19 protein-coding genes are annotated in these 21,175 nt (G+C 55.3%); 16 read left to right on the forward strand and 3 right to left on the reverse strand.

Annotated features, from left to right (window positions below):
* Positions 1–24 precede the first annotated feature (24 nt).
* The 10 genes from folE to RG807_RS14380 all read left to right on the forward strand — a co-directional run bounded on the left by folE (position 25) and on the right by RG807_RS14380 (position 12,057).
* Positions 25–594 carry a GTP cyclohydrolase I FolE gene (folE, locus tag RG807_RS14335; RefSeq protein ID WP_309045495.1) on the forward strand — a complete coding sequence of 190 codons (570 nt, stop codon included), beginning with the start codon at positions 25–27 and terminating at the stop codon, positions 592–594.
* A 24-nt stretch (positions 595–618) separates the two neighbouring features.
* Complete coding sequence (folX, locus tag RG807_RS14340; RefSeq protein ID WP_200369875.1) at positions 619–993, forward strand: dihydroneopterin triphosphate 2'-epimerase; 375 nt, start codon at positions 619–621, stop codon at positions 991–993.
* Positions 994–1,029: 36 nt separating this feature from the next.
* The gene (locus RG807_RS14345; RefSeq protein ID WP_309045496.1) at positions 1,030–1,461 is read left to right on the forward strand and encodes a CoA-binding protein; all 432 of its coding nucleotides are present in this window, start codon (positions 1,030–1,032) and stop codon (positions 1,459–1,461) included.
* 95 nt (positions 1,462–1,556) lie between these two features.
* Positions 1,557–3,830, forward strand: a complete 2,274-nt coding sequence (locus RG807_RS14350; RefSeq protein WP_309045497.1) for a putative bifunctional diguanylate cyclase/phosphodiesterase — start codon at positions 1,557–1,559, stop codon at positions 3,828–3,830.
* Positions 3,831–3,849: 19 nt separating this feature from the next.
* Positions 3,850–4,170 carry a hypothetical protein gene (locus RG807_RS14355; protein ID WP_309045498.1) on the forward strand — a complete coding sequence of 107 codons (321 nt, stop codon included), beginning with the start codon at positions 3,850–3,852 and terminating at the stop codon, positions 4,168–4,170.
* Between the two features lie 228 nt (positions 4,171–4,398).
* The gene (locus RG807_RS14360; RefSeq protein WP_309045499.1) at positions 4,399–4,830 is read left to right on the forward strand and encodes a MerR family transcriptional regulator; all 432 of its coding nucleotides are present in this window, start codon (positions 4,399–4,401) and stop codon (positions 4,828–4,830) included.
* 6 nt (positions 4,831–4,836) lie between these two features.
* The gene (locus RG807_RS14365; protein WP_309045500.1) at positions 4,837–7,458 is read left to right on the forward strand and encodes a heavy metal translocating P-type ATPase; all 2,622 of its coding nucleotides are present in this window, start codon (positions 4,837–4,839) and stop codon (positions 7,456–7,458) included.
* Positions 7,459–7,599: 141 nt separating this feature from the next.
* On the forward strand, positions 7,600–8,049 hold the full coding sequence (locus RG807_RS14370) for a DUF411 domain-containing protein (RefSeq protein WP_309045501.1): 450 nt from the start codon (positions 7,600–7,602) through the stop codon (positions 8,047–8,049).
* Positions 8,050–8,246: 197 nt separating this feature from the next.
* The gene (locus RG807_RS14375) at positions 8,247–9,965 is read left to right on the forward strand and encodes a diguanylate cyclase domain-containing protein (RefSeq protein WP_309045502.1); all 1,719 of its coding nucleotides are present in this window, start codon (positions 8,247–8,249) and stop codon (positions 9,963–9,965) included.
* A gap of 70 nt (positions 9,966–10,035) precedes the next feature.
* On the forward strand, positions 10,036–12,057 hold the full coding sequence (locus tag RG807_RS14380; RefSeq protein ID WP_309045503.1) for a ribonuclease R family protein: 2,022 nt from the start codon (positions 10,036–10,038) through the stop codon (positions 12,055–12,057).
* A gap of 15 nt (positions 12,058–12,072) precedes the next feature.
* Here RG807_RS14380 and yihG read toward each other — a convergent pair whose 3' ends face one another.
* A complete protein-coding gene (gene yihG / locus RG807_RS14385) occupies positions 12,073–12,966 on the reverse strand; it encodes a 1-acylglycerol-3-phosphate O-acyltransferase, YihG family (RefSeq protein ID WP_309045504.1) in 894 nt (297 codons plus the stop codon).
* A 168-nt stretch (positions 12,967–13,134) separates the two neighbouring features.
* Here yihG and RG807_RS14390 point away from each other — a divergent pair, with 168 nt between their 5' ends.
* From RG807_RS14390 to RG807_RS14410, 5 genes are all read left to right on the forward strand, one after another.
* Positions 13,135–14,286 (forward strand): alpha/beta fold hydrolase, encoded by a 1,152-nt coding sequence (locus RG807_RS14390; protein WP_309045505.1) that lies wholly within the window; start codon positions 13,135–13,137, stop codon positions 14,284–14,286.
* Positions 14,287–14,334: 48 nt separating this feature from the next.
* A complete protein-coding gene (locus RG807_RS14395) occupies positions 14,335–15,246 on the forward strand; it encodes a LysR family transcriptional regulator (RefSeq protein ID WP_309045506.1) in 912 nt (303 codons plus the stop codon).
* A gap of 218 nt (positions 15,247–15,464) precedes the next feature.
* Entirely contained in the window at positions 15,465–16,685 is a 1,221-nt protein-coding gene (locus tag RG807_RS14400; RefSeq protein ID WP_309045507.1) for a Bcr/CflA family multidrug efflux MFS transporter, read from the forward strand.
* Between the two features lie 124 nt (positions 16,686–16,809).
* A complete protein-coding gene (gene tpx, locus RG807_RS14405; RefSeq protein ID WP_309045508.1) occupies positions 16,810–17,307 on the forward strand; it encodes a thiol peroxidase in 498 nt (165 codons plus the stop codon).
* Positions 17,308–17,335: 28 nt separating this feature from the next.
* Positions 17,336–18,700 carry an MATE family efflux transporter gene (locus tag RG807_RS14410; RefSeq protein ID WP_309045509.1) on the forward strand — a complete coding sequence of 455 codons (1,365 nt, stop codon included), beginning with the start codon at positions 17,336–17,338 and terminating at the stop codon, positions 18,698–18,700.
* On the opposite strand, the gene RG807_RS14415 is transcribed toward RG807_RS14410, so the two are convergent.
* Entirely contained in the window at positions 18,686–19,111 is a 426-nt protein-coding gene (locus tag RG807_RS14415; protein WP_309045556.1) for a thioesterase family protein, read from the reverse strand. The two genes, RG807_RS14410 and RG807_RS14415, sit on opposite strands and share 15 nt — an antisense overlap.
* 190 nt (positions 19,112–19,301) lie before the next feature.
* On the opposite strand from RG807_RS14415, the gene RG807_RS14420 reads away from it, so the two are divergent.
* Entirely contained in the window at positions 19,302–20,939 is a 1,638-nt protein-coding gene (locus RG807_RS14420) for an MBL fold metallo-hydrolase (protein WP_309045510.1), read from the forward strand.
* Positions 20,940–20,979: 40 nt separating this feature from the next.
* On the opposite strand, the gene RG807_RS14425 is transcribed toward RG807_RS14420, so the two are convergent.
* Positions 20,980–21,138 (reverse strand): YqaE/Pmp3 family membrane protein, encoded by a 159-nt coding sequence (locus RG807_RS14425; RefSeq protein WP_100638698.1) that lies wholly within the window; start codon positions 21,136–21,138, stop codon positions 20,980–20,982.
* Between the last annotated feature and the right edge of the window lie 37 nt (positions 21,139–21,175).

Genomic DNA, 21,175 nt, shown 5'->3' on the forward strand with positions numbered 1-21,175 from the left:
TTTTCAAGAGAACCGGAAAAGACTATGACCAAACTCCTTGACGACCTCGCGGGCCACTACCGCGCCATCATCAACGGGCTGGGTGAAGACACCAACCGTGAAGGTCTGCAGGACACCCCCATGCGTGCGGCCAAAGCCATGCAATTCCTTACTCGCGGCTACGAGCAGGACCTCGGCGATCTCGTCAACAACGCTGTTTTCGAATCTGCAATGGATGAGATGGTCGTGATCCAGGACATCGAACTCTACAGCATGTGTGAACATCATGTGCTGCCCTTTATTGGCAAGTGTCACATCGCCTATCTGCCACAGGGTCGTGTTCTGGGACTGTCCAAGTTTGCACGCATTGTGGATATGTATGCGCGTCGCCTGCAAATCCAGGAAAACCTGACCCGGCAAATTGCAGAAGCGGTAGAAAGTGTAACCAATGCCAAAGGCGTTGCTGTGGTTATCGAAGCGCAGCACATGTGCATGATGATGCGTGGCGTGGAAAAACAGAACTCGAAGATGAAAACATCCATGATGCTGGGCCAGTTCCGCAAATCCCAGGCAACACGCACAGAATTTTTTAATCTGATCAGTGGCAATCGCTGATCACAAAGGTCGGATGGAGGCGGTATGACAGAGGTTTCCTGCAACCACCAGGCAAGAATACAGATCAAGAACCTACTGCTGCGAGCCTATATCGGCATCAAGGAAGAGGAAATCAACAACCAGCAGGATGTGATCATCAATGTATGCCTGACCTACGATGCGACGGAAGCAATCAGTCGCAACGAAATTGCAGCGGCACTCAATTACCGCACCATCACCAAGCAGATTATCGGCCACGTGAATGGCAATCGCTTCGCTTTGTTGGAGCGTCTGACTCACGAAGTGCTCAACATCGTTATGGAGCACTCTGCCGTACAGTGGGCGCAGGTAGAAATCGATAAGCCCCACGCGCTACGCTATACCGAATCTGTGTCTGTCTGCCTTGAAGCGCACCGTTGATTCCTTTCCGTTAATGCCACACAGGGGCTTGTTACCATGCCAAACAATCAGCCTGATCAGATGCGCGCGATCCTTGAAAGGGTCCGCACTATAGCCCTCGTTGGCGCCAGTGAGAAAACACATCGGCCTTCCCACGAAGTCATGGCGTTCATGCAACAACAGGGCTACCGGATGATTCCGGTTAACCCACGCCTTGCCGGCCAGAAAGTACTGGGCGAGACGGTTTACGCTGATATAGCGTCACTGCCTGAGCCGGTGGATATGGTGGAGCTGTTCCTGGCTCCGGAGCGCACAGATGCGGTAATTGACCAGGCTATTGCATTGAAGATCCCGGTAATCTGGCTGCAGATTGGGGTGATTAACGAGGCAGGTGCCGCCAGAGCCGAAGCCGCAGGGCTGACATTTGTGATGGACAAGTGCCCAAAGCAGGAAATCCCACGGCTGGGTATCCCGACAGTCAGCTCCTGAATCCGAGCCTGTCGCAGCCGTGCAAAAGCGGCTAATGATTTTCGACCATCAGCCGTTAACCTTTCTGGCCGGTTTTCTGATCAACGGAGTAGCTATTGGAACATTCACCTGTAAAAGGCAGGCTTTTTTTAAAGCGCATATTACACCCTGCCTTTCCAGTGGTTATCTTCCTTGTTTTTCTCATTACTGCCTCAGGGCTTCGTTACGGCCTGACCCACCAGTACACCGGGCAAATCCAGGCAAACCTCGAGAATGAAGCCCAAAGCATGGCTCACAACCTCGAATGGGAGTTCAAGGCCCATGCCAGCGCTATCCAGAGAATGGCCATGCGCTTGGCCGCAGACCCAAACACGCCAGAACGCAAATGGCGCCAGGATGCCCGTAGTTACCTCGATGACTTTCGCATCTATACCGTCATTGAATGGATAGACCAAGACTATGTTATTCGCTGGCTGGAACCATATTCATTAAATGAGTCTGCTCTCGGCTTCAACGTAGCCTTTAATGAGCAACGACAACAGGCTCTGGAGGCAGCCCGGACTTCGGGCCACTATGACATTTCTGATGTATTGGAACTTCGCCAGGGCGGCAAAGGCATTGTTATTTACGCACCCGTAGGGACAGGTCCCGATAACAACGGATTTATCGCCGGGGTTTTCAGAATGGAAATACTGGCCCGTGAATTGTTGGCCACACGGGAACAAGCTGCGTTCCGCATCGTGCTAAGCAGCAATGGTGGCCCTGTCTACACACAGGACTCGCATCAGAATGCTGACAATTCCATGTCTTATACCCTACCAATCAACTTGCCAACACTAGACTGGCAACTAACCCTGGAGCCGTCTCAGGCCTGGATTGATAAACAGCGCAGCCCCTGGCCCCGGTGGACCTTTGTCGCGCTTCTTTTCATGGGGTTGGTGACCAGTATCGCTACGCTTCTGCTGCAGCTAATGCTAAAACGCAATCAGGATTTTCTGGCAACACGCAGGGAGCTGGATGTGGAAATTGCACAACGCAAAACCATACAGCAGGACCTGATGCGGTTGGAGTCTACCGATGTTCTCACCGGCTTGGCGAACCGCCGCTTCTTTATGGAAGATCTGGCTCATGCGCTAACACTTGCCGATCGCCAAATGCGACAAGTAGCGCTTGTTATGCTGGATCTCGACCGTTTTCAGATGCTGAATGACTCTCTGGGCCACCAGTTTGGCGATGAGCTATTGGCTCAGGTTGCCAAGCGTCTGAACCAACTCAGTGATGAGCGTGTTTCTGCGGCCTACTCTGGTGGTGACGAATTCATGATCTGCCAACAGTATGTGGAAGACATTGACGACGTTATTCACCTGCTGGGGCTTATCAAGCAGTGTTTTGAAGCGCCTTTCGACGTTCAGGGCGAAGTTCACAGCATTACCGCAACCCTGGGTGTGGCCGTGTACCCGCAGAGTGGCACGGATGCAGATACTCTGTTGCGCAATGCTGATATCGCTCTATACCGAGCCAAGGACCAGGGGCGTAATACCTATCAGTTTTACACAGAGGGTATGCAGGAGCGCGAGGTGATGCGTCTGGAGCTGGAAAAGGATCTCAGTCAGGCTCTGGCCAATAATGAATTTGTGCTGCACTACCAACCACAGTTAAATCTGAACAACGGCGAGATCACCAGCGTTGAGGCACTGATTCGCTGGCAGCATCCCCGTCGTGGCCTTCTGGCCCCGGGTGAATTTATTCCTCTGGCGGAGGAGAGTGGCCGAATTACGGATATCGGCCACTGGGTCGTGATGGCGGCTTGCCGGCAGTTGGCGGCCTGGAAAGGCACCCGCTTTGAGCACATCAGGGTTGCCGTGAATCTGTCCGGGCGTGAGCTGGATAACGAGCATCTGGTAGATCATATACGTGATGCCTTGAACGCAGAGGGTATTCCACCTGAGCGGCTTGAGGTGGAACTTACGGAAGAAATTTTCATTCAGAATATTGAACGCAACAGGGATCAGCTGTCCCGCCTGCACGATCTTGGCGTACATCTGGCGATTGATGATTTCGGCGTGGGTTATTCTTCTTTGGCATATTTGAGGGATTTCCCGGTTGATCTTCTGAAAATCGATCGTTCGTTCATTACGGAGGTGACCGAACGCCATGATGATGCTGTAATCACCCGGGCTGTGATCAATCTTGCCCATAACCTTGGGTTACGGGTAGTTGCCGAGGGCGTGGAGACCCAGGCACAGTTGGATCTTCTCAAGGGCCAGGGTTGTAATATGGCTCAGGGGTATTTAATCAGTCGCCCGGTTCCAGCTGCTGAACTGGAGCAGGCTTTAGTCGGTGGCACGCTAGACAAGTTTGCGGCGACTGAGCGGGGGCTTGAAATTTGAATTGTCCAGGTAGGGTTTTATGACCACGGGGTATCTGACACCGGAACAGGATGCGAAACTTCGGCGCTGGGAGCGCTGGAATCGGAATTATTTCATTTTCGCGTTTTTGGCGTTGGTGATTGTGCTGGTGTTCAGCAGTCAGCTTGGGCTTTCCAGTGGTGATGAGTGGGGGCCTTTGGGGCTTTTGCTTGTGGCTTTGGTTACTCCCATTATTATTTTGCAGTTGCGCCTGGCTTGCCCGGCTTGTGGCGTAAAGATTGGCTGGCAGGCCAAGTTAATGGCGCCTGATCAGTGCAAAAGCTGCGGTACCTTCCTTCGGGCGAAAAGCCCCTCTTCCTGAAAACCATTGACCTGTGAGTAGGTCATAGGTTTTAGGCTATCCTTAAGCTTCCAACACTCTCGGCTTTACTATCAAGCATCTCAGTAGGCCGCATGAGTGTGGAAGGTGTGTCCGAAAACCGCTGTGAATACGTCCCTGTACGCTTGCTCTGCGCCATCCATGGCTCCGAGCATTTTCGGACACACCTTCCACACCCACGCTCTTAATCATTTGGTGGGGCTGCTGCCTATGAAAGTTAAAGAACTTGCTAACGCTGCGGGAGTTAATCCGGACACGGTTCGTTTTTACACCCGCGAGGGGCTGCTTAAACCCACCCGGAACCCGGATAACAATTATCAGCATTACGATGCCGAGGACCTTCGGCGGCTGCGTTTTGCCCGCAAGGCGCGGCAGCTGGGGTTTTCGCTGGTCGAGGTTCGGCAGATTCTCGATCAAGCGGATGACCATCACTCGCCCTGCCCTATGGTTCGGGATGTGTTTCAGCAGAGGTTGGCAGATGTTGAGCGTGAGATTAAGGAGTTGCAGCAGCTACGCAAACGGATGAAAACAGCGCTGGGCGCCTGGCAGGATATGCCGGACGGCACACCGGATGGTCAAACTATCTGCCGCTTGATTGAACATTGGGATGACAACGCTCCCGCAAAGCATGTTGAGGAGTAGATCGTTATGAGTGAAGCACCTGAGCTAAAGACCACTCTGAGCATTTCTGGCGCCACCTGTCAGGGCTGCGTGAAGAAGATTCGCAATGCCCTGGAGCCGTTGATCGGTGATGCGAGCCTGGTTGAGGTTAATCTGGAAGATCAAACGGTCGCCTTGCCGGAAGGCATTGATTCCACCGAAGCTGCCAGTATTGTGTCGGAAGCGGGTTTCCCGGCAGAGCTCGTGGGCGCAGCTGAAAAACCCGCCATCTGTTGCGCGTCCAAAGCAAAAAAGCAGGACCCAGAGCCTGATCCAAACGCCGGAAAGCAGGCCAAAGCGCCAGAGAGCAAGCCTGAAAAACCGGCAGCGCCTGCGCAAGGTGACGATCAAGTGCTGCTGGCGGTAACCGGCGCCACCTGTGCTTCCTGTGTGAATACCATTGAGAAGGCGCTGAAGTCGGTGCCCGGCGTTACCCATGCCCATATGAACCTGGCGGACAATACCGCTACCGCAACCGGTGTGTCTGACTCGCAGGCTCTGATCAAGGCGGTGGAAAGCTCCGGTTACGGCGCCAGCGTGATTGAAGATGCCGATGCTGCAGACGATCAAAAGCAGGAAGAGGACAAGAAGCAGTACAAAACCCTGCTGATAAAAATGGCGGTCAGTCTGGGCCTGGGTGTTGCCATGATGGTGTATGGCATGACCTTTGGCTCGATGAATATAACCGACGCAAACCAGGGCGTTTGGTTTGGCCTGGGTGTTTTAACTTTATTGGTTATGGCTGGTACTGGCGGGCACTTTTTTACCGGGGCCTGGAAGGCGTTTCGGCACCATAATGCCAATATGGATACGCTGATTGCGCTGGGCACAGGTACCGCATGGCTGTATTCCATCACGGTTGTCAGTATTCCCGAAGCTTTACCGGAAATGGCGCGGCATGTGTATTTTGAAGCCTCCGCCATGATTATTGGTTTGATCAATCTGGGCCAGGCGCTTGAGTTGCGGGCCAAGGGCAAGACCTCCGAGGCGGTTCGCCGGTTGCTGGATTTACGAGCAAAGACGGCGCGGGTTATCCGGGATGGGCAGGAGCAAGATATCCCGGTAGAGGATGTGCAAAAGGGCGACCATATTCGTGTTCGCCCCGGTGAGAACCTGCCGGTGGACGGCCGTGTTAGTGAAGGCAGCACCCGCATTGACGAAAGCATGCTCACCGGCGAGCCCATGCCGGTGACTAAAGCGGAGGGTGACGAGGTATCCGCCGGTACGCTGAACACCCATGGCGCCATCGTTTATGAAGCCACCCATGTGGGTAGCGAAACCGCTTTGGCCCAGATTATTCATCTGGTGAAGAAGGCCCAGGGCTCGAAGCCCGCCATTGGGCGGCTGGCAGACAAGATATCGTCGGTGTTTGTGCCCAGTGTGATGCTCATTGCCGTGGCTGCAGCGCTGGTTTGGTACAACGTCGGGCCTGAGCCCGCGGTAGTGCACATGATCATCGCGGCTACGACCGTTCTGATCATTGCCTGCCCCTGTGCGCTTGGCTTGGCCACGCCAATGTCGGTAATGGTAGGCGTTGGTAAAGCAGCAGAATACGGCGCCCTGATTCGCCAGGGCGATGCCCTTCAAACTGCGGGGAAAATCGACCTGGTGATTCTTGATAAAACCGGCACCATTACCGAAGGCCACCCTGCTGTGACCAGCGTACACGCGGTGAACGGTGATGAAGCCCAACTGTTGGCCTTGGCCTCAGGCCTGGAGATGCATTCCGAGCACCCACTCGCAGAAGCTATTGTGAATAAAGCAAAAGAACAGAACGCGCAGCCTCTGAACGTCACCGGGTTTGAAGCGCTGAACGGCAAGGGCGTCGTCGGCGACTTTGAGGGTGATGCGATTCGTCTGGGCAACCGTCGTTGGCTGGAATCCGAGGGCATTGCGCTTGACGGGCTGGCCGATGCCGAGAAAGCCATCACCGAACAGGCTGGCACGCCGCTGTTCCTCGCAAGGGGCACCGAATTAGTGGGCGTGATGGGCGTTGCCGATGCTATCAAGGCCGATTCGGAGGCTGCCATCCAGCGCATGCATGATGCAGGAATCAAAGTCATGATGGTTACCGGCGATATCGATGCCACTGCCAAGGCCATTTCCGCAAAAACCGGCATTGATGAATACCGCGCGGAAGTTCTGCCGGAAGACAAAGCTGATGTGGTGAACGAAATGCGCGCCAAGGGCTATACCGTGGCCATGGTGGGCGATGGCATCAACGATGCGCCAGCACTGGCCGCTTCCGATGTGGGCTTCGCCATAGGCACAGGCACAGATGTGGCCATTGAAAGCGCCGCCATTACCCTCATGCGGGGTTCACTGCATGGGGTTCCGGATGCCATTGAGGTCTCCCGGGCCACCGTAAGCAACATCCACCAGAACCTTTTCGGTGCCTTTATTTATAACGTATTGGGCATTCCCGTAGCGGCAGGACTGCTGTACCCGGTCTGGGGCATTTTAATGAGCCCGATTCTGGCGGGAGCTGCCATGTCGCTGTCGTCGGTAACCGTTGTCACCAACGCCAACCGGCTGCGCCTGTTCAAAACCAGTCACACGCCAGCTCAAACGCGAGAACAGAGCCAGCAACAGAAAGAGGAGCGGAACTGATGGAAACTATATTGGTCAATGCCGGAGGGCTTGTTCTGATAGCCGCCATCGTTTGGTGGTTCTGGCTTTCGTCATCCAGTACCGACGCACCCGCAGAAGATCACAGCCATCACTGAACACCACATTAAAGAGAGAGACACCATGAAAAAGCAGATTCTCGGAATGGCCCTGACCGCCACACTTGGCTTCAGCACACCTGTATTAGCCGCCGGCGCCGCGCAGAGCATCCATGTTTACAAATCACCCACCTGCGGCTGCTGCACCGCCTGGGTTGACCACATGAAAAACAATGGCTTTGACGTGGAAACCACAGATACCCACGACATGAACCGCATCAAATTCGAAGCCGGAATCAGCCGCAATCTGGCCAGTTGCCACACGGCTTTTGTGGGTGACTATGTAATCGAAGGCCACGTGCCCGCCGCCGATGTTCACCAGCTGATCGCCGACGCTCCGAAAGCCAGAGGCTTGGCCGTTCCCGGCATGCCAGCCGGTTCACCGGGTATGGAAATGGGCGACCGCAAAGATCACTATCAGGTGCTGATGTTTAACGATAAGGGCCAGACCAAAGTGTTTGCCGAGCACAACTAGCCTTCTGCCGGGCGCTGAAGCAACGCAACGCCCCCTAAGCGCCAGGTAAACCGTATCGGTGTCGTACAGGCACCGATACGGGCCTGCTGCCAGTTCCCGTGACTTCCTTACGCCTAACCTCGTAATATTTCCTACAATCTTGCCAGCCAGTGCACTATGATTATTTCCGATCCCCCCTTCAACGGAGACGGAATTGCTTGCGCCTTAAAACCCGGTTCCTCAGCATCGCTGCCGGCCTGATCATTATTGCTGCATGCGCTTCCTGGTTAGCCTACCGGGAACTCTCCGCTGATCTCATTGAGCGCTGGGGGCGACAGGTGGCCGAAATACAGGTGCGCTATGACAGCGCCCGTCTGTTGCAGTCGCTGGAGCGCGAAATTGGCCTGGCCCGGCAGATGGCCAACTCCACCGCACTGATAAACTGGGCAGCGGAGCCGGAGAACAAGGCCCTGAAAGCGAATGCCATCCACGAAATGGAGAGTTTTCGTAGTAACTTCCGGGACAACAGCTATTTTGTTGCACTCAGACAAAGTGGCCACTACTACTTCAATAACGAAAAAAATGAGTATGCCGGCAAGCAGTTCCGCTATGTCCTTAGCCCCGAAGAGCCCAATGACGCCTGGTTTTACCAGCTGATAGACGAAGGGAGAGACTTCCATCTAAACGTTAATCCCGATACCGAGCTGGGCGTTACCAAGCTCTGGATTGACGTACTGATGCGCGACACTGACAAGCAGATCGTCGGCATGGTTGGCACAGGTATGAATCTCGACACGTTTCTGCAGGATATCGTCGATATCAATCAGGAAGGCATCACCACCCTGTTTGTCGACTACAACGGCGCCATACAGCTGTATCGGGATCGTAACTACATTGATTTTGCCAGCGTCATAAAACCCGAAGGCCAGAAAAATACCGTCGACCTGCTGTTTGAAGCCCCCGAGGACAAACAGAAAATTCTTGGCATGCTGCAGTTACTCAAGAAGAACTCGGGCAAGGCGGGTCACGTCGAAAGTGGATTTGTCACCGTAGAGGGTCGCCAACACCTTGCCGGAGTGGCCTTTTTACCTGCAATTGGCTGGTTCGAAATCACCCTGCTGGATCTGAATACACTATTACCCAAAAGCTATCTGTGGCCTCTGGTGGCCGTATTTATCGCCAGCCTTCTGATTACGCTGATTGTCTTCCACCTCATTATCCAGTCCCGCATCGTAAAGCCCATCGTGGGGCTCGAAAAGGCGGTGGAAAAAGTTCGCGGCGGCAGTTTTATACTGCCCCGCCTGGACAAGCCGGATAACGAGATTGGCCGTCTCGTGGACCACTTCGAAAAAATGACCGAAAGCTTGCGTGACTCCACGAGGGAACTGGAGAACAAGGTTGCCCAGCGTACCGACGAGTTGAATCAACTCGCCCGGATTGACCCTCTTACGGGCCTGAAAAACCGCCGCGGAATAGACGAAGTCATGGATGATGAAATTCAACGCTCGGCCCGTTCGGGCAACGGCTTTGGCTTGATCTGGCTCGACATAGATCACTTCAAAGCCATAAATGATCAGCTTGGCCATCAGGCGGGTGACGAAATCCTATGCCGCGTGGCGCTGTGGCTGAAAGCCAGCCTTCGCCCCTACGACCACCCGGGGCGCTGGGGCGGTGACGAGTTCGTCATCCTGCTTTCTCCCTGCGATCCGCCAACTCTGGAACACATTGCTAAACGCATTCGTGAACGTGTCGAGGTTGAGAGCCGTAAGACCGGCACACCCGTCACTATCAGCGCGGGCGGGTATTTCTCCAAACCCGGGGACAACATCAACAAGATTCTGCGAAATGCAGACCAGGCTCTGTACCGCGCCAAGAAAGAAGGACGCAACCGCATTTGCATCAATACTCGGGAAAATACTGAAATTAACCCAGCGTAACGGGTCTGACTCGCATCGCCATAACCGTTATACTCCGCCCCATCATTCATTTTTTAAGCCAGGTTAACCCATGCTCAACGCCGACGCTCTCAGCCAGTTGCGCCAGCTAAAGTCTGACATTGAGGAAAGCAAAGTTGTTTTCCCCGGAACTGTTAAAGCCACCAACGGCCGCTTCGGATTCGTCGCACTGGATGAAGGGCGGGATGTATTCCTGCCACCGGAAGAAATGCAAAAAGTGCTCCCGGGTGACCGGGTTAGTGTTACCGAACAGGAAGTGGAAAAGGGCAAGACCCAGGGTGTTGTGGACGAGCTTATTGAAAGCCGGCTCAGCACGTTTGTTGGGCGTTATCTGGTAAAGGGCAAAGGGCATTTTGTGGTTCCGGAAACCCCGGGCATCAACCGCTGGATTTTTATTCCGCCCAAAGAGCGCATGAACGCGCAGCCTGATGATTACCTGTACTGCTGCATGCACAAGCACCCAATCAAAGATGGCAAGGGTCAGGCAAAGGTTCTGCGAGTCATTGGCAAAGCCGGCGAGCCGGGCATAGAACGCGCCCTGACTCTGGCAACCTTCGATCTTTCAGACACCTGGCCAGCCCCGGTTGTTGAACAGGCAGAAAACCTGAACGAGGCCACCATCGAAGCCCTCTGCGACGATCGGGAAGACCGCACAGACCGGGCCTATGTAACCATCGATAGTCCCGCCACTCAAGACATGGACGACGCTCTGCTGGCCGAGCCCAATGTGACTGGATGGGCCTTGTCCATTGCCATTGCCGACCCGGCTGCGGTTATTGACCACAAGAGCGCCGCCGAGCTTGAAGCCTTCAAGCGCGCCACCGCCATTTATTTCCCCGGCGACCCCCTGCCCATGCTTCCAGACACCATCAGCACTCGTTTATGCTCGTTGATGCCTGATGTGAAGCGATTGGCCCTGGTGTGTGATCTGCAGGTCAATAACGATGGCAGTCTGGGTGATTACAGCTTTCACCAGGCGGTCATCAGCTCCAAGGGCAAACTCAGTTACGATCTGGTCTCCAACCTGATTGAAGGCCGCGAAGACGAAGACATCAAGGCGCTGCCGGATTCTGTGTGCAACAGCCTGGACCAGCTCCACCAGGCCGCCACCGCATTACGCAAATGGCGCAGTGAGCACGCTTTGCTAAGCGGCGACCGCCCGGAATTCCGGCTAAGGCTGGATGAAAACCGGCGTATTCGAAGCATCGAACCGTCGGTCCAGAATGAAGCGCACCGCTTGGTTGAAGAGTGCATGGTTGCGGCTAACCGCTGCGCTGCGGATTTTCTGTCCAAGCAGGCATCTGGCCTGTTTATCCAGCATCCGGGGCTCAGGGATGACCGCGCCGACAACGTTCGAGCATTGCTTGAAGGTTATGCGCCGCACCTGGCGGATATAGATGCCACCACACCGGAAGGCTTCAAAGCACTGATGAAGGAAACATCCACTCTGGAGGCAGAAGTGCCAGTGAAATCCATCCTCTCGCGCCAGTTGGCCCGGGCAGAGATGACGTTTACTGTAGCACCCCACCAGGGCATGGGGCTAAACGCCTACACTACGTTTACCTCTCCACTGCGCAAGTATTCTGACCTGTATGTTCACCGGATGATTAAAGCGGCGCTTTGGGGCACCCCAATGAAAGCCTTGGGCAGCGACGAACTCCTGACACTCCAGACCACTCAGTTCAAAGCAAGACAAGCCGCCAACAATCTGGAAACCTGGCTCAAGAGCGATTTTGCCAAAACGCTGGGCGAAGACCCTCTGGACGGCGTGATCAGCCGAACCATTCCTGCAGGCTTTTTTGTGCGCCTGGAATCCAACGGGCTGGAAGGCTTTGTAAGCTGCAAGGATCTTAACGGAAAATATAGCTTTGATCCGGTAACACTGCGCCTGATTCACAACAAGAACGGGCGCATATTCCAGCTGGATCAAGCTGTGAAAGTGACTTTTTCCGGAGTGGAAGAGGAGCGGCGGCAGATCAACTTCAAATTGGTAGAAGCGGTTGAAGTGACAAAGGCCAATGCAAAGGAAAGTGAGCAGGATACCGTGAAGGCGAGCGACGACAGCAAAAGCTGACGTCGCTCGTAAGTGCTAGCGGGTGAGCATTTCCTCAAGGCGGGCATCCTTGGCCTGCCACTGCTCGCCCAGCCAGTTCTTCACGTTGCGCCGGTGTTCTGCATCGGTCGCATAATCCCGACCTTTCAGGTGTTCGGGAATCGTCACCGTATGAATCTCCATTTTCACTTCCTTCACCCGGCCACAAATAAAGTCCCAGAACGACGGGGCACCGCCGGGATAGGCAATGGTGACATCAACCAGCGTCTGTATTGAATCGCCCATAGTGTCCAGCACGAAGGCAGCACCGCCCGCTTTTGGAGTAAGCAGGTGCTTGTAGCGTGATTTTTGCTTCGCGTGCTTTGCCGGCGTAAACCGGGTGCCTTCCACAAAGTTCATCACGCTCACTGGCGTATAACGAAACTTCTCACAGGCACGGCGAGTGGCCTTAAGATCTTCCCCACGCTTCTCTGGATGTTTGATCAGATATTCCCGGGTGTATCGCTTCATGAACGGGAAATCCAAGCCCCACCAGGCAAGCCCGATAACCGGCACCCAAATCAGCTGTTGCTTCAAAAAGAACTTCAAAAAGGGTGCGCGGCGGTTGAACACCCGCTGCATGGCAAAAATATCCACCCAGCTTTGGTGGTTGCTGAGTACCAGGTACCAGCTTTCGCGCCGCAGGTTTTCCGCACCAGTGACGTGCCACTTCGTGCTGTGGGTAAGCTTCATCCAGCCTGTGTTACAGGCCACCCAGGACTCTGAAATCCAGATTATGATCTTGGTACAAAAAACCCGGAAACCCTTATGTGGGATAATGAGTTTCAGCAGGGCTGGGATATAGAGCAACACACACCAGAACAGTGTGTTGATTGCCAGCAAAATGGAGTTGAGCACGCCGATAACGGGAGCAGGTAGGAAACTGAGCATACGGTTCCTGTTGTGATTGTTTAGCCAGTGGTTAGCAATCATACCAATCAGCACCGGCTATGGGCAGTGGCTGATTGTGACCTCTCTGCCAACCAAAAGTGACAGTATTGCCATGGCGCTGCCAAGGGTTTGGCATTAGCCTCACATCTTTTATCACGGATCTTCCCGATGCCCAATATTATCAACGCCGCAACCAAAAAAGCTGCCGGGCTGGCACGGCAAACATCACGTTATGCCGGCAATGCCTTTGACCGTGTATTCCGTGCGGCCAGTCTGGTGCAAGCGGGGCAAACGCCTTTTGAAACTCTTCATACCGATGGTTTGGTCAGCTTGCGCTATTACGCGCCACTGGAAGAAGACTTCATCGACCTGGATGGAATAGCCATTCCCGTTGAGCCAAACCGGCATAAAACACCGGTGGTGATTGTTCCACCGCTGGCCGTAAACATGCTGATCTACGACCTTTTCCCCCAACGCAGCCTTGTGAGATTTTTGCGGGCGAAAGGCTTTGAAGTGTATCTCATAGACTGGGGCATACCGACGCGGGCACACAGTCATTACAACCTGCATACCTATGTGGCTGAACTCCTGCCCGCCTCTCTTGAACGGGTTCGCCAGCACAGTGGCCAGCAGGAATTATCGCTCCACGGTTGGAGCATGGGCGGCATGTTTACCCTGTTTTATTCGGCCTTGAGCAAGGACCAACACATCCGCAATGCCATTATTCTGGGCTCACCCATCGACAGCCACGCGTCTGGCATTCTGGGTTTGTTGAACCAGCGCATGGCTGACGTTGCCGGAGCCATTTACAGGCGCACCGGGCTTCAGATTCACGATCTCCGACCACACTGGTTTCACAGCCCGGGCTGGGCCAACACCATTGGCTTCAAGCTGACCAATCCAGTTGGCAGTTTCATGGGTTACTGGGAGCTACTTATCCGCTTGGGCGACCGGGAGTTTGTGAGCAGCCATGCCACAACCTCTGCCTTTCTTGACCGCATGGTTGCTTACCCCGGCGGTGTTGTTCAGGACACGGTGGTTCGCATCTGGATAGACAACCAACTGTCCCGAGGCACAGTGCAAATTGGTGACGATGAAGCCCAGTTGGCCAACATTAACGCCAACCTTTTTGCTGTAGCAGGCAGCGAAGACACCATGGTAACGCCGGATGCGGCCAAGACCCTGATGGATCATGTCAGCTCTGCGGACAAAACATTCCGAATTGCCCCGGGTGGGCACATGGGCATTCTGGCCGGCAGCAAAGCGCCCCGGGAAAGCTGGCTGGAAATCGCACAGTGGCTGGCCCAGCGTTCAGATTGATGGCCTGCCCGGTTCCGGGATCGGCAGTTGTGGATTACACTGCTACCCATGAACCTTATTGATACATTCAACCTTGATATCCGCGCTCTCCACACCTTTGTTGCTGTCCTTGACGAAGGCAGTGTTTCCCGCGCAGCCATCAAGCTTGGCGTCAGCCAATCCGCCGTAAGCCACACGCTCGACCGCCTGCGTAAAGCCCTCGGCGACCCCCTGTTCGTCAAATCCGGGCGCGGCATCACACCCACGCGCTACGCAGTGCAGGCCGGCTCCCACATTCGCCAGATCCTGGATGACCTGCATTCTCTGGCCTCCGGCCCACCCTTCACGCCAGAAACCACCGAAATCTCGTTCACCATTGCAGCCAACGATTACGAGCGGGATTTGCTTCTTCCGCAACTGATGCGGCGCCTGCGCGTACAAGCACCTGGCGTTACGCTGCAGGTCATTGCCTCCGGCATTCCCACCGCAGACATACTGCGCAAGAACATCTGCGACCTGATCGTCTCCCCCCACGCCCCGGAAGCCACCGACATTATGCAAAGAGGGCTGATGGGCGACCGCATGGTGGTTTTTTACGATCCAAGCCAGCGCGAAGCACCAGAGACGGTTACCGATTACCTGAAAGCCGACCACATCGCTTTGGTGTTCGGCACTGGCGAAAAACCCGCCCTGGAAGCCGGGTTATCTGCGCGCGGCCTAACCCGCCGTAACGTCATTACCGTCTCCAACTTCTCCGGCCTACCAGAATTCCTCCGGGGCACAGACATGCTGGTTACCGCACCTGAGCGCACGAGCAAACACTTACTCCGGGATTTTTCCTGGGTGCCTTTACCCTTCAATTTCAAGCCATTTACCCTGCTGATGGTCTGGCACCGCCGCAACCAGAACGACCCGGCGCACCGCTGGTTGAGAAACCAGGTGAACGCTGTCGCCGCCACCATGAATGGCCTCAACGAGTAACCCATCTGTTTTGCTCATATATTCTATGAGCAGCGCCCCTGTTATTTTTTCGCAAGGCACCCCCTAGAATCCCCTCCAAAGTTGACAGCGATTGAGGGGCGAGGCTTCCAAAACTGTGCGGAGCCATGGATGGCGTAGCCAAGCGTACACGGACGTATTCACAGCGTGTTTTGGAAGCCTCGCCCCTCAATCGCCCCCCCTTAAAGTATGGATAGTAGATGCTAGCACTCACCAGTATATGGACAACCATACTGCTCGCCGCCGCCGTAGCTCTCGGGCCGCTTGCCACCGACATGTATTTGCCGGCATTGCCGCAAATCGGCAGCGACTTTGGCACAGGCACCAGCCAGGTACAGCTAACCCTGAGCCTCTACATGGTTGGCTTTGCCATAGCACAACTGGTGTGTGGCCCACTGGCTGACCGATTCGGCCGCAAGCCCATCATGATTGGCGGTTTTGTAGTGTTCGCCCTCGCCAGCATTGGCTGTGCGCTGGCCAGCAACATCGAAACCCTGATTCTTTGCCGCTTTTTACAGGCGCTGGGCGGATCAGCCGGGCCCGTTCTTGGGCGTGCAGCCATTCGGGATATTTACACCCCCCGCGAAGCCGCAAAAATTATGGCACTGCTGGCCAGCATCATGGCTCTCGCACCAGCTGTCGCACCGACACTGGGCGGCATCATGGTCGCCGGATTCGGCTGGCACTCTATTTTCGTCGTATTAGGCGGCTATGCCCTGATCATGGCCGCGGTCGTGGCCTTCGGCATCCCCGAGCCCATGCGACCAGAGTACCGCCAGCCCCTGAAGCTCTGCAGCCTGCTGCGGAATTATCGTGCCATAGGCACAGACATCAGCTTCTTAGGCTATACCCTGACTAACGCACTGCTATTCTCTGGCCTGTTCGCGTTTCTTTCCGGCTCCTCATTCGTACTGATCGATTTTCTTAAAGTGCCGCCCCAGCAATTCGGCCTGTATTTCGCCGGTATTGTCGTCGGCTATGTCACCGGCAACATCACCGCAATCCGCCTCGGCAGCCGCTTGGCACCGGATCAGATTCTGGTTCGCGGGCTGATTATTGCCGTTGCCGGTGGTAGTTTAATGGTGGCTTTGGCGCTGACCGGCGTGTTTAGCGTGTGGGCGGTCATCCTGCCCCAGGCCGTATTTATGGCGGGCACCGGAATGGTTATGCCGCAAACCATGGCAGGTGCCATGGCCAACTTCCCCCGCATGGCAGGCTCGGCTTCCGCGCTGTTCGGGTTTGCACAAATGGGTATCGCGGCCTTTGCGGGCATGCTCGTAGGCATTCTGCACGATGGCACCTCACTGGTTATGGCAACCGCCATCGCCATCAGTGCCATTGCCGCACTGGCAAGCTACCTGCTACTGGTTCAACGCCACCCCGCTCCCGGCTTCGAACCCCAGACGGCATCCAGTCAGTAGTCAGCTTCAAACGGACCAAAGGGATGCAATCTCATCCAAAATGGACTAAACAGGGTAAGTTGTTCCAGACTATTACTGTTTCGCTATTTCCGTATCACCTTCTGTATCACCCAAGGAGCACTCCATGAGCACAGTCACTTTTGACGGCAACCCCATCGAACTGAGCGGTGAATTTCCAAAGAACGGCGACACAGCACCCGCCTTCACACTCACCAGCAGCGGCCTCGAAGAAGTAACCCTCGACAACTGGGCAGGCAAACGCAAAATCCTGAACATCATCCCCAGTATCGACACAGGCGTGTGCGCCACATCTACCCGTAAATTCAACGAAAAAGCAGGCTCCCTGGACAACACCGTGGTTCTGGTTGTCTCAGCCGACCTGCCCTTCGCTGCTTCACGCTTTTGCGGTGCTGAAGGCCTGAAAAACGTAGAAACCCTCTCCACCTTCCGGAACTACAGCTTCCAGCAGGATTACGGCGTAGCCCTACAGGGCGGCCCACTGGCCGGACTCTGCGCGCGGGCGGTGGTCGTTCTGGATGAAGACAACAAGGTTATCCACAGCCAGCTTGTGAGCGAAATCCACGACGAGCCAGATTACGACGCGGCACTAAAAGCGCTTTAATTCAGACTGTGCATTGCCATGGATGGCAATGCCAAACACCAAAGCACCCCTCAACCCTGTGAGCAACACCATCCATACCGCAAGCCTACCCCGACAGCTTTACACCATGACCTGGCCCATGCTGTTTGGCGCGCTCTCACTGATGACTTTCCAGCTTGCCGACAGTGCCTTCATCGGCCAGCTTGGCCGGGATCCGCTGGCGGCCCTGGGCTTCACGCTGCCCATGCACCAGCTCATCATCGGGTTACAGGTAGGGTTGGGTATTGCTACTACCGCCATCATTTCCAGAACACTCGGTCTGGGCGACGAACTCCGGGCGTTTCGTTTGGGTGGGTTGGTGATAACGGTTGGCAGCGCACTGGTATTCGTACTTTGTGTTGTCTTGTGGCTTCTTCAAACCCCGATCATGACCGCCCTCGGCGCAGACAACACTCTGCTCCCCATGGTGCGTACTTACTGGGTGCCCTGGCTATTCTCCGCCTGGATCGGCGCCTTTTTATACTTTGGCTACAGCATTTGCCGCTCCCATGGCGACACCAAACTGCCTGGCTACATGATGGTAGCTACCAGCCTCGCCAACATAGCTCTCGACCCACTCTATATCTTCGTATTCGGCTGGGGACTGCCCGGTGCCGCCTGGGCCACCGTAACCTCCTTCGGAATCGGCTGCCTGTTCATCTATCCAAAACTGCTGAAGCGCGGCTGGGCCAGATTTGATCTTCGTGAACTCGCCTTGGGGCGCGCCCTCAGACAACTCAACAGCATCATGGCGCCCGCCATGGTCAGCCAGTTAATGCCGCCCGTTTCAGCCATGCTGGCAACGGCCATGGTTGCGGGTTTTGGTTCGGCCGCGGTTGCCGCCTGGGGCCTGGGCACGCGCCTGGAATTCTTCTCCATTGTGGTGGTACTCGCACTCACCATGTCCATGCCCCCCATGATCGGCCGACTGCTGGGTGCCGGGGATATTGAACAAATTCGCAAACTGGTGCGAATTGCCGTGCGCTTTGTGGTGGGCTGGCAACTGGCCATTGGCCTGCTCTGGCTCATTGCCTCTGGCTTGGTATCGGAACTGTTCAGCAGCGACCAACAGGTGCAGGAGATTCTTGGTGCTTATCTTGTGCGGGTGCCACTCAGTTACAGCGGCCTGGGGGTGTGCATGTTGATGGTGTCCATCTGCAACGCCCTTGGCCTTGCCGTGCGGGCGCTGCTGGTTTCAATGCTGCGGCTGTTTTTATGCTTCCTGCCCCTGCTTTGGCTGGGCAGCCAGCTCAACGGCATTTACGGTTTGATGAGCGGTGCCCTGGTGGGCAACCTGCTGGCCGGCATTATGGCTTACAGCTTCTATCGCGCGGGTATGAAGCAGCTTCGCGAAAGTGCGTCAGGCAAAGCGTGAGCGGAAGCTTTCTGGCACAGGGGTTACTTTCTTCTGGAGGTAATCAAAAAACACAAATCCATACTTTGCCAAAGCAACAGCCTGCCCCGTCTCGGCCTTGGTTACCCTGAACACGAAATCCCCACCGTATTTATTAAAATCCATCACCCCCACTTCAAAACGCAGCATTTCCGGGAAAAAGGATTCCGACTGATACATGGTCGCCAGGTCCGTCACAATAATGCCCTGACCGCTGTTGTTACCTTCTGAAATACCGTAGCTGATCAAAAACTGGGCTCGCGCTTCCGAGAGCATCGAAACCAGCGCATCGTTACCCAGGTGATTAGCACCGTTTATGTCCGTTGTTCGAACCTGCAACAGAGTTTCAAAACAGAACGCATCGTCGGGGAAGGAAAGCTTGATTCGGGCCACTTCAGGTACCTGTATAGCAAAGGGTCGTGTGCGGCACTGAATGATACTCTCTTGTGCAGCGACGTTCATCTCAATGATCTTATTGCACAAATCGGTTATCGTCAGTACTGATCTTTCAGCGCTGAATTCAGCTTTTTCGCGCTGGATGCAAAGGCAAGCGGAGGTTACGGCTTTGAACAATGGAAACTCTATGGATATTCGCCCTGCGGCCACTCTGGCACTCGTAAGAGATACCCGCGAAGGCATCGAAGTGTTGCTGCTACAACGCACCTGGAGCGCCGTTTTTCTGCCCGGCTTTTATGTGTTCCCAGGCGGCGCGGTAGATGAGCAGGAATCCCAAGGGCGCCTGCACGCAGCGGGCGTGAAAGACACGGAAATCAGCCACACCATGAGCCTGAGTGAAGGCGGCGCGGATTATATGCTGGCGGCTGTTCGCGAATGCTTTGAGGAAGCCGGCGTACTGGTGGCAATGGATGCCGACCGGCAGCTCATCGGCGGAGACCACCCGGCCCACGATGACCGCAAAGCCGTATTCAAAGGCGAGTTACCCCTGGCTGAACTGTGCCAGCGTCACCAGCTTACAATCCCGCTGGATAGACTGGCTTACCTGAGCCACTGGATTACCCCTCCCGGCCCTCCCCGGCGTTTTGATACCCGGTTCTTCGTAACCGAAGCCCCCGAAAACCAGTACGTGAGCCATGATGGCGAGGAAACCATCGATCACGTATGGATACGCCCGGAACTAGCACTGCAAGAACAGCGTGCCGGCACGCGCCTGATGACGCTACCCACCCTGGGAACACTCAGGGTTCTACGGGACTTTGATTCTGTAGACAGCCTCATGCGCTACGCCTGGGCCAACCCGCCCGAACCCTCCCCAAGCCAGCCCTGGCCGGCGATTCGCCGTGGCAAGCCGGTGCTTCTGGAGCCGGATTCGCCGGCTTACGCGGAGGCCGTCAAGCTGGACCCGGAAGGGGAAGGCAGTACCAAAGCAGAAATTATTCCCGGTGAGGCGGTTGAAGTCGCCGCAGGCGTGATTCGCCTTACAGCACCTAACCCCGGCGTGATGACCGGCCCAGGCACCAACACCTACATTCTGGGCCACGACCGCTTTACCGTGCTCGACCCGGGCCCAAACCATGCAGGGCACATAGAACGTATTCTTGAGGTCACTGGAGGCAAAATTGATTCGGTGGTGGTCACCCATACCCATCTGGACCACTCCCCGGGCACCCGGGCGCTGAAGGAGAAAACTGGCTGTCGGGTTTACGGCCGATCTGCACCAGATGGCCCGGGCCAGGACCATAAATTTGCACCCGACCAACAACCCGAGCACGGGGATTTGATCGAAACCGATGCGGGCATTCTCAAGGTTCTGCACACACCAGGGCACGCCTCCAACCACCTGTGCTTCTTGTTGGAGGAACAGCAGCTTCTGTTTTCAGGGGATCACATCATGCAGGGCTCAACGGTGGTTATAAACCCTCCGGACGGCGACATGAAGGCCTATCTGGAATCGCTCTACGACCTGTTTGCCGAAAAAATCCGCTTCATTGCCCCTGCCCACGGATTCGTGATGGGGCAACCGCAAGCGATCATCGACTACCTGATCACTCACCGGCTGGCCAGGGAGCATAAGATTGCGCGCGCACTCGACCAGCTGTCACCGGTGAACCTGAAAGACCTCACCAGCAAAGCCTATGGCGATGTGCCAACGGCCATTCATGGCATTGCAGCCCGCTCAGCGCTGGCGCACTTGTTGAAGCTGGAAGCAGATGGCCGCGCTGTGCAGGAAGACGGGCTCTGGCAAGCCACAAAGACTACCTGAGCCCAGCCCACTGGCAGGCGCGCAAAGTGCCTGCCAGTTTCTATTTTTTAGCGATAATGTACACCGCGTGCACGATACCCGGGATATAGCCAAGAATCGTCAGCAGTATGTTGATCCAGAAGTGTTTTCCGATACCCACCTGCAAAAACACACCCAGTGGCGGTAACAGAATGGCAATAATAATTCGCAAAAAGTCCATATAGTTAACTCCCTCGGTCGGATATAACTGGATAGAT

The organism is Marinobacter sediminicola, from assembly GCF_031157525.1.
Taxonomy (GTDB): Bacteria; Pseudomonadota; Gammaproteobacteria; order Pseudomonadales; family Oleiphilaceae; genus Marinobacter; species Marinobacter sediminicola.